This is a genomic window from Natrinema gelatinilyticum (genome assembly GCF_024266705.1).
In the GTDB taxonomy this organism is placed as follows: domain Archaea; phylum Halobacteriota; class Halobacteria; order Halobacteriales; family Natrialbaceae; genus Natrinema; species Natrinema gelatinilyticum.
The window spans coordinates 2,798,727-2,812,352 of record NZ_CP100756.1; the positions used below are offsets into that span (position 1 = coordinate 2,798,727).

Below are 13,626 nucleotides of genomic sequence, written 5' to 3' on the forward strand. Positions count from 1 at the left end.
CGGGAAAACGGCTGTTGTGCCGCCTTCCGCGAGTGGCCAGCGGCGAAACGGATCGTGTTGATCGGTACTGGCCTGCTAGTCTTCGAGCGCGTCTGCGATTCGCTTGAGAGCGCGAGTCTGATCCCGCATTTCGTCGCGGAGTTGGCGGACTTCGCGGATCAATTCTTCGTTGCTCTCTTCCTGCCCGCCCGCGGCCGGCCCACCGGGACCGCCCGGGCCAGCACCGGGGCCGCCTCCCATCATGCCGCCCATCATCTGGGCGAACGGATTTCCGCCCATTCCACCAGGACCGCCGGGACCGCCGGGACCGCCACCGAACGGGCTTTCGGGAGCCTCACCCTCACCCTCGCCTTCGCCCTCTTCGGCACGCTTCTCTCGAATCTCCTCCACCCGTTCGCGGAAGGATTTCTCCTCGCTGTCCTCTCCCGTATCTTCTCCGTCAGGTGATTCGTTTTCATCCGACATACCATCGGATTCTGTAGCGCGGGGGAAAAGGGTTGCCATGTCTCGGAGAGACATCGTGTTACCATCGGGTCCGACCCGGCGGCTGCGAGGCCGTAAGTGAGATCCGCGTCCCTGGATCTCGAAGCGGTATCCCGGACGGATCGAAACGGGATCCGGCCCACTCGAGGGGAAACGGCGACGCTACGCACGAATCGGAGTACGATCGAGTCGGTCCATCGTTGTATCGACTCGTCGATCAGTAAAGTTGCGGCCAAAAGCGACGGACGGCTGTCGACCTCCGTATGAGGTGCTCAGGCGAACGTTTTCGAGACGTCTTCGGTCTCGTCGGATTCCGCCTGGACTTTCTCCCAGGCACTCTGGAAGTCTTGCATCCGGATCTCGGTTCGATCGTCACGGATGGCAAACATCCCGGCTTCGGTACAGACGGCTTTGATATCCGCACCGGAGGCGTTGTCGGCCTCGGCCGCCAGTTCTCCGAATTCGACGTCGTCGGAGACGTTCATCCCCCGAGTGTGAATTTCGAAGATGATTTCGCGGCCCTCCTGGTTCGGTTTCGGCACTTCGATGAGGCGGTCGAATCGGCCAGGGCGGAGAATCGCGCGGTCGAGCATGTCGAAGCGATTGGTCGCCGCGATGATGCGGATCTCACCGCGCTCTTCGAAGCCGTCCATCTCGGAGAGCAGTTGCATCATCGTCCGCTGGACCTCCGCGTCACCGGAGGTTTTCGACTCCGTCCGCTTGGCGGCGATGGCGTCTATCTCGTCGATGAAGATGACGGCAGGTTCGTGCTCGCGGGCGACGTTGAATAGGTCTCGAACGAGTTTTGCCCCCTCGCCGATGAACTTGTGAACCAGCTCCGAGCCGGCCATCTTAATAAAGGTGGCGTCGGTCTGGTTGGCGACTGCTTTCGCGAGCATCGTTTTGCCAGTCCCCGGTGGCCCGTACAGCAAGACGCCGCTCGGCGGATCGATCCCGACATTGTCGAACATGTCGGGTTTCTCGAGGGGCATCTCGACAGTTTCGCGGACCTCCTGCATCTGCTCTTCGAGACCGCCGATGTCCTCGTAGCTGACGTCGGGGCTCTCGGTGACCTCCATTACGCGAGCCCGGACGTCGGTTTCGTTCGAGAGGGGCTTGACGATGGAGAGTGAGTTGTTGACCGCCACGCGCGCATCAGGATCGAGATCGTTGCGCATCTCGTCGGTGACTTCGGTCAACGCCTCCTGATTGTTCCCGTGTTGTTTGATGATGACGCCTTCGTCCGTTATTTCCTGGACCGTGGCGACGAACAGCGGTGACTGCTTGAGTTTCTTGTTTTCATGTGTGAGACGCTCGAGTTTCTGCTGGTACTTGTTGTTCTCGGCGTTTGCGTCGAGAAGCTTGTCGCGCATATCCTCGTTCTGCGCCTCGAGGATCTCCAGCCGGTCCTCGAGCGCCTGGATTTTCTCCTGTTGGGACGCCTCGTCCTCGTCGTATGGGAGGTCGACGTCGTCCACAGTGTCGCTCATCACCCAGTCTTTGGGGGCTGGTTCATAAGAGGCTTCGGGTAGGTACACTCGCTCGCAATGTATTACCCATAAGCATCAAACGGAATAGAAAATATTATCACCTTGTATTCGGAATGGGGAGATACGATGAGCGCCTCAGAGTCGCTTCGACAGGAGACTAGCCAGTCGGGGTCGTGGGACGACGTCCACGATCTTCCACCGAGTGCGAAACTCGTCGCGAAAGTCCTCGAGTACAACGATACGATGACCCAGCAACAACTCGCCGACGAGACGCTGCTTCCGTCCCGGACGGTCCGGTACGCTCTGAACCGCCTCGACGAAGCGAACGTTATCGACTCTCGGTTCTCGTTCTCCGACGCCCGCAAGCGCCTCTACAGCCTCGATATCGAGGCCTAATCGCCCCCTCCTCCGACGTCTGTCGATTCGTCTTCGTCGCGATAACACGCACGCGGCTACCCCCTCGATCGAGTCGTTCAGACGTACCGCGAAGCCTGTGATACCCGGACGTGCTCGTTTGGGTGAGAACCCACAGTGCTATTCTCAGCGGACGAAGCCCCAACGTCGACGTGATTGTATACGTCTGCGGTCCAGCTGATCAGTTGTCCATCTGCGAGTTGCGTCTGCACTCGTATTACCGACCGCCGTGGACTGCGGTAGCGGCATTTTGGATCAGTCTCAGTAGCCTGGACGGTCGGCCCAACGGCACTTTCACTCCGGTCACGGAACCCCTTTAGGGTCGGCTCGCCAACGACTGGTCAATGACGCGGGTAATCCACACGGGCGATACCCACATCGGGTACCAGCAGTACAACTCGCCCGAGCGACGACGGGACTTCCTCGAGGCATTTCGCAACGTCGCCGAGGACGCAGTCTCGGACGGCGTCGACGCGGTGGTCCACGCCGGCGACCTCTTTCACGACCGCCGACCGAGTCTCGTCGACCTCCAGGGAACTGTCGACATCCTTCGAACGCTTGCCGACGCCGATATTCCCTTTCTCGCCGTCGTCGGCAATCACGAGTCGAAACGCGACGCCCAGTGGCTCGATCTCTTTGCGGATCTCGGGCTGGCGAGACGACTCGGCGCCGATCCAGTCGTCATCGGCGACGTGGCGTTCTACGGACTCGACTTCGTGCCACGCTCACGACGTGACGACCTCGAGTACGAGTTTACGTCGATGCCCGACGAGGCCGACTGCGCCACGCTCGTCAGCCACGGCCTCTTCGAACCCTTCGCGCACGCGGACTGGGAGACGGAAACCGTCCTCCGGGAGTCGACGGTCGATTTCGACGCCGTCCTGCTGGGCGATAACCACGCGCCCGACACCGCCGAAGTCCTCGATACGTGGGTCACCTACTGCGGTTCGACCGAGCGCGCGAGCGCCAGCGAACGCGAGAATCGAGGCTACAATCTCGTGGACGTCGAGGACGACGGGACGGTCGCGATCCGACGTCGCGGGCTCACCGCGACCCGGGAGTTCGTCTTCGTCGACGTCGAGTTAGCAGCGGGCGAAGGGATCGACCGCGTTCAGGAACGCGTTCGTCAACACGACCTCGCGGACGCAGTCGTCATCGTCACCGTCGAAGGGGACGGGCGACCGATCCCTCCTGCTGCGATCGAGGAACTCGCGATCGACCGCGGTGCACTCGTCGCTCGAGTCAACGACCGACGGGAACTCCCCGACGAGGACGAGGCCGTTTCGGTCAGTTTCGCCAACCCGGACGACGCGGTCCGCAAACGCGTCCGCGAACTCGGGCTCAGCGACGCCGCACTCGAGATAGACGAAACGGTCCGAAACGACGACCTCGCGGACGCGAACGTCCGTGAATCGGTCGAGCGTCGAGTTCGCGAGTTGCTCGAGGAGGATCGTTCGGCCTTCGATCCCGCCCCCGCCCCCGATCGCGAGCCGAGCGAGGAAGACGTAACGACGGTCGCCGATCACATAGCCGACGGAGCCGAGTCTGCGGTCGACTCAGTCGAGTTGTCGGATGCGACGATCGACGAGGACGTGAGTGGCGATATCGAAACTGACGCCGAAACCACTGCCGACACCGAAGCCGCCGACGATTCGTCCGACAGCGAGACCGCGTCGCTGGGTGATTTCGCGTGAGAGTCGATCGTGTACGGCTTCTGAATTTCAAGTGCTATGGCGACGCCGATCTCTCGCTCGAGCGCGGTGTCACGGTCGTCCACGGCGTCAACGGCAGCGGGAAGTCGACGCTGCTCGAAGCGGTTTTCTTCGCGCTCTACGGTTCGAAGGCACTTTCTGAACGCACCCTCGACGACGTCATCACGACCGGCGAGGAAGCAGCCGAGGTCGAACTCTGGTTCACTCACGACGGTGTCGCGTATCGTGTCGAACGGCGTCTGAAACTGCGCGGCGACCGTGCCACCACGACGAAATGTGTCCTCGAAACGCCGACTGGAACGATCGAGGGGGCCCGCGACGTCCGTCGCGAGGTGACCCAACTCCTGCGGATGGACGCCGAAGCCTTCGTCAACTGTGCGTACGTTCGTCAGGGAGAGGTAAACAAGCTGATTCACGCCTCGCCGAGCGATCGGCAAGACATGATCGACGACCTCCTTCAACTCGGCGCACTCGAGGAGTATCGCGAGCGAGGCAGCGAGGCTCGACTCGGCGTCAAGACGGTCCTCGACGGTCAGCGTGAGGTTCTCGAGGACGTTCGCAAACAGGTCGAACAGAAGGAGAAAAAAGACCTCCACGAGCGCCTGAACGGGCTCGAATCTCGGCGGGCCGATCTTACGGACGAGATCGAACATTACGAAAAACAGCGCGAGCAGGCCCGGCAGACGCTCGACACCGCAAAAGCGGTCCTCGAGCGCCACGAGGAAACCCGCGAGGAGATCACGTCGCTCGCCGAAGAGATCGACGACCTCCGGTCGAAGATCAGCGAAACCGAACGCAAACGCGAGGAAGCGACCGACGACATCCGCGAAATCCGGGAGCGCCGCGACGAACTCGCGGCCGAACGCGCCGACCTCCTCGAGGATGTCGACCTCGAGATGGGCGATCCGGATCGAGAATCGGTCGAACGGCGTATCGACGATCTTGAGGCACGCGACGAGGATCTCCGGGACGAGCTCGAAGACGTTCGAGTGACGATTACCGAGGGGACCAACGAAATCGAACGGCTCCGGGAGGAAGCAGAGGACCTCGAGTCAGAGACGACGGTGGCTCGCGAAGAGGCCGACGGCCTCGACGACCGAATAGCGGCCGACGAGGAGACGATCGCGGAACGCGAGGAGCGTCTCGACGACCTCGAGACGCAAATCGAGACTGCGCAGGCGAGGGTCGACGATTCGCCGATCGACTTCGGGGAGGCCGAATCCACGCTCGAAGCACTCGAGGCCGAACGGGAAAACCTGGTCTCCAAGAGCAACGACCTCACCGCCGACATCAGGGCCGCAGAAAAGGCGATCGAGGAGGGCGAACGGCTACTCGAGGAAGGCAAATGCCCAGAGTGCGGGCAACCGGTCCAGGACTCGCCCCACGTGAACGTCATAGACGACCGACGAGAGGAACTCGCCGACCTCGAGGACCGACGCGATGACGTCGAGGCCGACCGCGACGCTCTCACCGAACGGATCGAACGGGTCGAGAAATTACGGGAAGCTGAGCGGCGGGTCGACCGGCTCGAGGAGAACCGCCACAACATCGAGCAGTTGCTCGCGGAGAAACGCGAAACGTTGACCGATCGCCGTGATCAACGAGAACAACTCCGAAACGACGCCGCGGAGTACGAGGCCGAAGCCGAGGCGAAGCGATCCGAAGCGGACGACCGCGAGGAAGACGTGACCGAGGCGAGAGCCGCGCTCGGCGAAATCAACACTGAGCGCGGGGAGATCAAGGAAACGCTCGCATCACTCCGTCGCGTGTCGGAAATCGCCGACGAGCGCTCGACGCTCGAGAGCGAAATCGAAACCTTGCGCGAACGACAGCAGGACTGGGAGACGATGAACGACGAACGCCGGGAACAGCTCTCGGCAAAGCGCGCCAGAAAGGGGGACCTCGAATCGGAGTTCGACGAAGAACGGGTCGAAACCGCTCGCACGGACAAGAATAACGCCGAGAACTACATCGAACAGGTCGACGAGAAACTCGACGACCTCGTGGAGAAGCGGACCGAGGTCCAGAACGCGATCGGCGCCGTCGAACGCGAAATCGAGGAACTGGAGGAACACCGCGAGCGTCTCGAAGCCGTCGAGGAGCGGTGCGACCGACTCGAGACGCTGTACGACGAGGCCGAGACGCTGCAGACGACCTACGGCGAACTGCGGACGGAACTACGCCAGCGGAACGTCGAGACGCTGGAGCGACTGCTCAACGAAACGTTCGAACTGGTCTACCAGAACGACTCCTACGCGTCGATCGATCTCGACGGCGACTACCGGCTGACCGTCTATCAGAAAGACGGCGAAGCGCTCGAGCCCGAACAGTTGTCGGGCGGCGAACGTGCGTTGTTCAATCTCAGCCTGCGGTGTGCGATCTATCGACTACTCGCAGAGGGCGTCGAGGGGACCGCGCCGATGCCGCCGCTGATCCTCGACGAACCGACGGTGTTTCTCGACTCCGGTCACGTGACGCAACTCGTATCGCTCGTCGAATCGATGCGCGATCTGGGCGTCGAACAGATCGTCGTCGTCAGCCACGACGAGGAACTCGTCGGCGCGGCCGACTCGCTCGTCCGCGTCGAGAAGGACGCGACGTCGAATCGCTCTCGACTCGAGCGCGGTCAGCCGCCCGAAGTGGAACTGTTGGCGTCGAACTAGGGCTGTTTCGGGTCGTGATGCAGACTATGCGAGGGGGGAACGGCTCGATACGGTCGATATTTCACAGCCCGTCCGGGAGACGAGAACTGTCTCACATCGTCCCTCGTAGTTCGTCCTTCACTCGCTTTGTTCGTGAGTGGAGCCGTTTCGGATCGCCTCGAGTGCGGTGGCACACTCCTCTGTGATCCGATAGCCGCGGTGGCCGGCGATATCGGTCTCCTCGATCAAACCGGCCGTCGAGAGAGCAGTGAGTCGGCCGTGCAGGTCGCTCTCACAGAGATCGTACGCGTCGAGCAGCGTGCGGACGTCGAGGGGGCCCCGTTCCGCGAGCTCGATCAGGAGGCCGAGCGTTTGCTCGTCGTGAACGTTCGTCAGGAGGGTCACGACCGGTTCGTCGACGCTTCGAGCGGCCGTCTCGAGGGCCGATTCCTCGTCGACCGCTTCGAGGCGGTCGTTCTGGATGTAACATTCGTTTCCAGTTGTGGGGTCGCGGACGAGACTCGCGTCCGTGGAGTGTTTGAGAAGGAGATAGCGCTTACCGGTGTCATCCTGGACGGATTTCATAGTTTCCTTGAATCGTCGGTCGATGTCGTGTTGATGCCGTCGGTTGCACTTGTATTCAACGTTTCGTCCGGTTCGTTCCGGTCGTCCGTCGAGTCCGTCGAGCCCGTCGAATCGGCCGAGTCCGTCGCTGTCGTCGACCCGGATACAGTATGCTGGTACTGCTTGTATCGGCGAGCGGAAAATCCCGTGAGAACGAGGCCGATAGCAAGCAGCCAGCCACCTCTGGTCACGTCTCCGTCGAAGAGCAGAAAGAGGGCACCGAGCGAGAGGGCCAGAATCGCCCCGTTGAGAACGACTACGAGGACCCAGAACGACTCGAGGAGTTCCTCCGAGGCGTCGGTTTCGGGGGTCGTTACAGCGGGTATCGTGATCGAATCGGTCGCGGTATCGGTTTCGGACTCATCGACCCCTATCTGGGGAATCGTCAGCGAATCGTGGTCGGGATCCATGAACTTCTCTTCGGGGTTTCGGTATCGCTCACCCGGGTCCCTGACCGCCTCCTCCGGATCCGGATCTCGGTCTGCGGACTCGTCATCGATCGAGTCGAATACCACGTGTGAGCGAAGGGTGAACGGCAGGAAAAGTGTTCGCGTTTGGGCTGCCTCTTAGGCGAGTTCCTCGAGCGTGAGGGTTCGGGACGTCTCCATCCACGCGAGCGGGTTCTGGGCATCGTAGAAGACGACGCCGTTCTCAGTCTCGTAGGACTCGATCGTTGCGGTACCCTCGGGTTCGCTACTCGGTTCGCGCCGATCCGTCACGTCATCGTTCACATGGGTGGACACATCGATCACCTACATCAATGTTATGTGTTACCAAGTTAAAGGTCTTCTTGTCTCTGTACCCCTCCGGACGCACCCTCAATAAACGGCTCGTCGTGTGCAGCGACCCACGAGGAGCAGGTATGACTGACGGAAGACGAAGTCGCACCCGAAATCTGTGCCGAAACCGAACGCGACATCTTGAAACCGGTCTATGGGACGCGAATCGGTCGCTAAAGACGCCTGTTTCACCACCTTCCATAGGTCAGACTCGCCACACGCTCACAGGCCGTCGCGAAATATCGTAGCCTGGCATCCGTCTCGTGCATCTCCGGTCCACCATCGGTCGCCCTCCGTCTCATCCGGGCCACCCGTTTCAGCGGGATAGCCCTCAAGACGGCCCAGACGGTGACGATCACGGAGTGGGATTGCAGGGGTTTTTAACCGCCGACTGCTAATCCGGGTATCATGACTGAGGCGGGCCAGACCGGACTGACGGAGTTCGGTGGTGACTCCGACGCGACCGACGACCGTCCGGCAGAAGAGGCGGTTGCCGTCGCCGGCAACGGCGGGTCCACCGCCGTGGAGGTGATCGACGTCGTCGAAGAGACGCTCCCCGAACCCGACGGGGAACTCGAACTTGCCGTGATGCAGGTCGACTACACGATCGCCGGCTACGGCGACGAGGAGCGACCGATCATGCACGTCTTCGGGCGGACGCCCAAACAGGATCTAGAGCACATCCAGGTCGTCGGCTTTCGACCCTACTTCTACGCGCCGACGGACTCGCTCGAACGGCCGCCAGAGGAGCAATACGACCGGCTTACCGGGAGTCGGGAGGTCGGTCACGACGGCCAACCCTACGAGAGCATCCGGGGTGAGAAACTCACCAAAATTTTCGGGCAGACGCCCCGAGACGTCGGGCAGGTGCGCGACGATTTCGACCACTACGAGGCAGACATCCTGTTTCCGAATCGGTTCCTGATCGACAAGGACATCCGCAGCGGAATTCGGATTCCGGAGCGTCGGGCCGGCGACGGTTCGTTGATCGTCCCTCACGACGAGGTCGAAGCGGCAGACGTCGACGCTCGACCGCGCGTCTGTACGTTCGACATCGAAGTCGACGACCGTTCTGGCTTTCCCGAGGATGGCGAGGAACCGATCGTTTGTCTCACCAGCCACGACTCCTACCGAGACGAGTACGTCATGTGGCTGTACGAGGCGCCGGTCGGTGACGGAGTGGCCCCGACCGAGATAACGGCGTACGAGCCGATCGAAGGCGAAATAGAGCACGAAGTGCGCAGCTTCGAGGACGAAGCGGCGATGCTCGAGGCCTTCATCGACTATATCGACGAGACCGATCCGGATCTGCTTACCGGTTGGAACTTCGAGGACTTCGACGCGCCGTACTTCCTCGATCGCCTCGAGGAACTCGATGGCCCACATCACGAGTACGACCTGACCGTCGACCGCCTCTCTCGGGTCGACGAGGTCTGGCGGAGTAACTGGGGCGGCCCGGACATAAAGGGCCGCATCGTCTTCGACCTACTCTATGCCTACCAACGGACGGTCTTCTCGGAACTCGACTCCTACCGCCTCGACGCGGTCGGCGAGGAGGAACTCGGCGTCGGCAAGGAACGCTACGCCGGTGATATCGGCGACCTCTGGGAGGACGATCCAACGCAACTGCTCGAATACAACCTCCGGGACGTCGAACTCTGCGTCGAACTCGACCGCCAACAGGAAATCATCGCGTTCTGGGACGAGGTGCGATCGTTCGTCGGCTGTAAACTCGAGGATGCACCGACCCCCGGCGACGCGGTCGACATGTACGTCCTCCACGAAGCGCACGGACGGTTTTCCCTCCCGTCGAAGGGGCAACAGGAGGCCGGCGAGGAGTACGAAGGCGGTGCAGTGTTCGAGCCGATCACGGGCGTCAAAGAGAACGTCACCGTACTCGACCTGAAGTCGCTGTATCCGATGTGCATGGTGACGGTCAACGCGTCACCCGAAACGAGAGTCGATCCAGACGAGTACGACGGCGAGACGTTCGTCGCACCGACACGACCGGAGCCGACCCACTTCCGAAAGGAACCCGACGGGGTCATGCGGGAGATGATCAACGAATTGCTTGCCGAACGCGAGGAGAAGAAGTCCCAGCGAAACCAGCACGAGCCCGGCAGCAGGGAGTACGAACAGTACGACCGTCAGCAGGGAGCGGTAAAGGTTATTATGAACTGCTTCACGCCGGATACGGAGGTACTGACACCCAGCGGTGTTCGCAGTATCACCGACCTCAAGGTCGGCGACGAGGTGTATTCGCTCGATCCGGAAACAAATACTCTCGAGGTGAAACCCGTCGTCGAAACCCACACGTATCCCGATTACGACGGCGACCTGATCGACATCGAGACCAGCAAGATCGATTTCCGCGTCACGCCGAACCACCGAATGCTCGTTCGAAAGAACGAGACGAACGGTATCACTGAGGACGAATACCGATTCATCGAGGCCGGAAATCTCGATTCGGCGACAAATTACGAACTCCCGCACGACTGGGAGGGTCCCGACGGAGACGAACTCGGAGAAATCGATCTCACCGAGTTGATCGACGGCGACTACGAAGTTTGGGTTCGACCGTCCGTTCCCGGCCGAACGTTCACCGCAGAGCTAGGCTGGACACCGCGTCGTGTGCCGAAAGCCGACGTCGGGAAAACGGGCTACGTTTTCACCGCCGAGGAGTTCGATGAACACCGCGACTATATCGAAGACGTCTGCGACCTAAGCTTCATCCACCGCGAATCCGGCCGGACGTGGATTCCGCGGACATACAAAGGAGACCATTTCCTTGACCTGCTTGCGTGGTTCATAACCGAAGGAAACGTCTACACGTCCGAAGACGAACAGTTCGGCGAAAACTTCCGCGGAACTGTGACGTCGATTCAATTGGCTCAGAACAAACTACCGATCGCTGACGGCGGCGTCGACCACCACGCGACGATCGGCGAACTGTTCGAAGACATTGGACTCGACTACTACGTCGACGACCACTGTTATTCGATCACGTCGAAACTTCTTGGAAACTTTTTGGCATCAATCTGTGGCGAAAACAGCTTCCAAAAACGAATCCCCGATTTCGTCTTCGACTGTAGCCGCAGGCAGAAACGACGCTTCCTCGAAGTGCTCATCGATGGTGACGGCGACCGCCAGGTCAATTCGTGGCGATACTCCACCTCGAGCGAGCGGCTTCGCGATGACGTCCTTCGGCTCTGTACACACCTAGGTCTGACGGCAAACTACAGTCGAGACAGCGGAACATGGCGGATCTACGTGACCGAAGAGTCGAAAAACACGCTACGGATGCATCGGAGTTCCGCCCGAAGTACTGCCCAAAACGGTGTCTATTGTGTCACCGTCGAAGACAACCACACGTTGCTCGCGGGGCGAAACGGAAAGTTCCAGTTCGTCGGTCAATCCCTGTACGGTGTCTCAGGCTGGGAACAGTTCCGCCTCTACGACAAGGAAGCAGCATCGGCGATTACTGCAACTGGTCGAGAAGTTATCGAGTTCACTGAAACCGCTGCCAACGAAGAGGGATACAATGTTACGTACGGCGACACTGACAGCGTGATGCTCGAACTCGGTCCTGACGTATCGAAAGAAGAGGCAATCGAGCAGTCGTTCGAACTCGAAGACCACATCAACGGTCGCTACGATGACTTTGCGCAAGACGAATTGAACGCCGACTTCCACCGGTTCCAAATCGAATTCGAGAAACTCTACCGGCGGTTCTTCCAGGCCGGAACGAAAAAACGGTACGCGGGCCACATCATCTGGAAGGAGGGCAAGGACGTCGACGACGTCGACATCGTCGGCTTCGAGTACCAGCGCTCGGACATCGCACCCATCACGAAGGAGGTCCAGCACAGGGTCATCGATATGATCGTCAGGGACGGCGACGTCGAAGGCGCAAAAGAGTACGTCAACGGGATCATCGAAGACGTGCTGGCGGACAACATCTCGCTCGAGGACATCGCGATCCCCGGCGGGATCGGCAAGCGACTGGACAATTACGACACCGATACGGCGCAGGTCCGCGGCGCGAAGTACGCCAACCTGATGCTCGGCACCAACTTCCAGCGCGGGAGCAAACCCAAGCGACTCTACCTCGAGCGCGTCGATCCGACGTTCTTCGAGCGCCTCGAGAACGAAGCGGGGTTCGACGCCCGCACCGATCCGCTCTACGGCGCGTTCAAACGCGACCCCGACGTCATCTGCTTCGAGTACGAAGATCAGGTTCCCGCGGAATTCGAGGTCGACTCCGAGAAGATGCTGGAGAAAACGTTGAAGGGCCCGATCGAGCGCATTCTCGAGGCGCTCGACGTCTCCTGGGAAGAGGTGAAAAGCGGCCAGGAACAAACCGGTCTCGATCGATACTGGTGAGCGGCGGTCCAGTATCGAACCGGGGATTTCGAACCAGGGAACCCGACGTGGAGTGGACGTTCGCTTCTCGTTTTGGAAAATTATTTTTGCAGAGCGGAATCGTATCCAATTGGATACGAAACCGTTATCAGTCATACGACCCACCCTTCAAGTGACAGAGTACTATGGCACGTCTCGAACTACGCAACCTGCATGCCGAAGTAGCGGAGGGCGACGAGAAGATCCTCGAGGGCGTCGACCTCGAGGTCGAATCGGGCGAGATCCACGCTCTGATGGGGCCGAACGGCTCCGGGAAGTCCACGACTGCGAAGGTTATCGCCGGCCATCCCGCGTACGAGGTTACCGACGGCGAGGTCCTGCTCCACCTGGAGGAAGGCGAGTTCGGCGACGAAATCGAAATCGACGAGGACCACCGAACCTGGGAGCTGCTCGACCTCGAGCCGAACGAGCGTGCTGCACTCGGCGTCTTCCTCGGCTTCCAGTATCCGGCCGAAATCGAAGGCGTTACGATGACGAACTTCCTCCGAACGGCGCTGAACGCCAAGATCGAGGAGCGTGAGGAACTCTTCGATGAGGGCGAGGGTGAGGACGAAGACGAAGACGACGGCTTCGAAACCTCTCCGATGGAAGGACCCGCGGACGAGGGCGAAATCGGTGTCGCCGAGTTTCAGGAGATCCTCCAGGAGAAGATGGAACAGCTGGATATAGACGAGAAGTTCGCTCAGCGCTACCTCAACGCCGGCTTCTCCGGCGGTGAAAAGAAACAGAACGAAGTCCTGCAAGCCGCGATCCTCGAGCCGTCAATCGCCGTATTGGACGAGATCGACTCCGGACTCGACATCGACCGACTGCAGGACGTCTCCGCCGGTATTAACGCGCTTCGCGACGAACAGGGGACTGGCATTCTGCAGATCACCCACTATCAGCGCATCCTCGAGTACGTCGAACCGGATCACGTCCACGTGATGCTCGACGGCCAGATCGCGAAAAGCGGCGGTCCCGAACTCGCCGAAGAACTCGAGGACAAGGGGTACGACTGGGTCCGCGAAGAGGTCTACGGCACCCCGTAACCGAATTCAGCTAGAACAACCGTAATAAC

10 protein-coding genes are annotated in these 13,626 nt (G+C 60.6%); 5 read left to right on the top strand and 5 right to left on the bottom strand.

What is annotated here, in order from left to right; all coding sequences use genetic code 11:
* Positions 1 to 75 precede the first annotated feature (75 nt).
* Positions 76 to 465 carry a hypothetical protein gene (locus NJU76_RS13745; protein ID WP_254529624.1) on the bottom strand — a complete coding sequence of 130 codons (390 nt, stop codon included), beginning with the start codon at positions 463 to 465 and terminating at the stop codon, positions 76 to 78.
* Positions 466 to 755: 290 nt separating this feature from the next.
* Positions 756 to 1,973: a proteasome-activating nucleotidase Pan1 gene (gene pan1, locus NJU76_RS13750; RefSeq protein ID WP_254529626.1), complete on the bottom strand. Its 1,218-nt coding sequence runs from the start codon at positions 1,971 to 1,973 to the stop codon at positions 756 to 758.
* 126 nt (positions 1,974 to 2,099) lie between these two features.
* Here pan1 and NJU76_RS13755 point away from each other — a divergent pair, with 126 nt between their 5' ends.
* From NJU76_RS13755 to rad50, 3 genes are all read left to right on the top strand, one after another.
* Positions 2,100 to 2,369: a MarR family transcriptional regulator gene (locus NJU76_RS13755; RefSeq protein ID WP_254529628.1), complete on the top strand. Its 270-nt coding sequence runs from the start codon at positions 2,100 to 2,102 to the stop codon at positions 2,367 to 2,369.
* Between the two features lie 362 nt (positions 2,370 to 2,731).
* Positions 2,732 to 4,081: a DNA double-strand break repair protein Mre11 gene (gene mre11, locus NJU76_RS13760; protein ID WP_254529630.1), complete on the top strand. Its 1,350-nt coding sequence runs from the start codon at positions 2,732 to 2,734 to the stop codon at positions 4,079 to 4,081.
* The gene (gene rad50, locus NJU76_RS13765) at positions 4,078 to 6,762 is read left to right on the top strand and encodes a DNA double-strand break repair ATPase Rad50 (protein WP_254529632.1); all 2,685 of its coding nucleotides are present in this window, start codon (positions 4,078 to 4,080) and stop codon (positions 6,760 to 6,762) included. Before mre11 ends, rad50 begins: the two co-directional genes overlap by 4 nt.
* 117 nt (positions 6,763 to 6,879) lie before the next feature.
* On the opposite strand, the gene NJU76_RS13770 is transcribed toward rad50, so the two are convergent.
* The 3 genes from NJU76_RS13770 to NJU76_RS13780 are packed head-to-tail and all read right to left on the bottom strand — an operon-like array spanning position 6,880 to position 8,117.
* Positions 6,880 to 7,326: a DUF7346 family protein gene (locus NJU76_RS13770; RefSeq protein WP_254529635.1), complete on the bottom strand. Its 447-nt coding sequence runs from the start codon at positions 7,324 to 7,326 to the stop codon at positions 6,880 to 6,882.
* Complete coding sequence (locus tag NJU76_RS13775) at positions 7,323 to 7,880, bottom strand: DUF7322 domain-containing protein (protein WP_254529637.1); 558 nt, start codon at positions 7,878 to 7,880, stop codon at positions 7,323 to 7,325. The genes NJU76_RS13770 and NJU76_RS13775 overlap by 4 nt, the downstream gene beginning before the upstream one ends.
* A 51-nt stretch (positions 7,881 to 7,931) precedes the next feature.
* Complete coding sequence (locus tag NJU76_RS13780; protein ID WP_254529639.1) at positions 7,932 to 8,117, bottom strand: DUF7331 family protein; 186 nt, start codon at positions 8,115 to 8,117, stop codon at positions 7,932 to 7,934.
* A 435-nt stretch (positions 8,118 to 8,552) separates the two neighbouring features.
* On the opposite strand from NJU76_RS13780, the gene NJU76_RS13785 reads away from it, so the two are divergent.
* Positions 8,553 to 12,527, top strand: coding sequence for a DNA polymerase domain-containing protein (locus NJU76_RS13785; protein WP_254529641.1), 3,975 nt, complete (start codon positions 8,553 to 8,555; stop codon positions 12,525 to 12,527).
* 164 nt (positions 12,528 to 12,691) lie between these two features.
* Positions 12,692 to 13,597 (top strand): ABC transporter ATP-binding protein, encoded by a 906-nt coding sequence (locus tag NJU76_RS13790; protein WP_254529643.1) that lies wholly within the window; start codon positions 12,692 to 12,694, stop codon positions 13,595 to 13,597.
* Positions 13,598 to 13,626 lie beyond the last annotated feature (29 nt).

Bases quoted from the DNA above. Each gene is read 5' to 3' on its own strand.
- NJU76_RS13745 (WP_254529624.1), bottom strand. From the start codon at position 465: ATGTCGGATGAAAACGAATCACCTGACGGAGAAGATACGGGAGAGGAC.
- pan1 (WP_254529626.1), bottom strand. From the start codon at position 1,973: ATGAGCGACACTGTGGACGACGTCGACCTCCCATACGACGAGGACGAG.
- NJU76_RS13755 (WP_254529628.1), top strand. From the start codon at position 2,100: ATGAGCGCCTCAGAGTCGCTTCGACAGGAGACTAGCCAGTCGGGGTCG.
- mre11 (WP_254529630.1), top strand. From the start codon at position 2,732: ATGACGCGGGTAATCCACACGGGCGATACCCACATCGGGTACCAGCAG.
- NJU76_RS13770 (WP_254529635.1), bottom strand. From the start codon at position 7,326: ATGAAATCCGTCCAGGATGACACCGGTAAGCGCTATCTCCTTCTCAAA.
- NJU76_RS13785 (WP_254529641.1), top strand. From the start codon at position 8,553: ATGACTGAGGCGGGCCAGACCGGACTGACGGAGTTCGGTGGTGACTCC.
- NJU76_RS13790 (WP_254529643.1), top strand. From the start codon at position 12,692: ATGGCACGTCTCGAACTACGCAACCTGCATGCCGAAGTAGCGGAGGGC.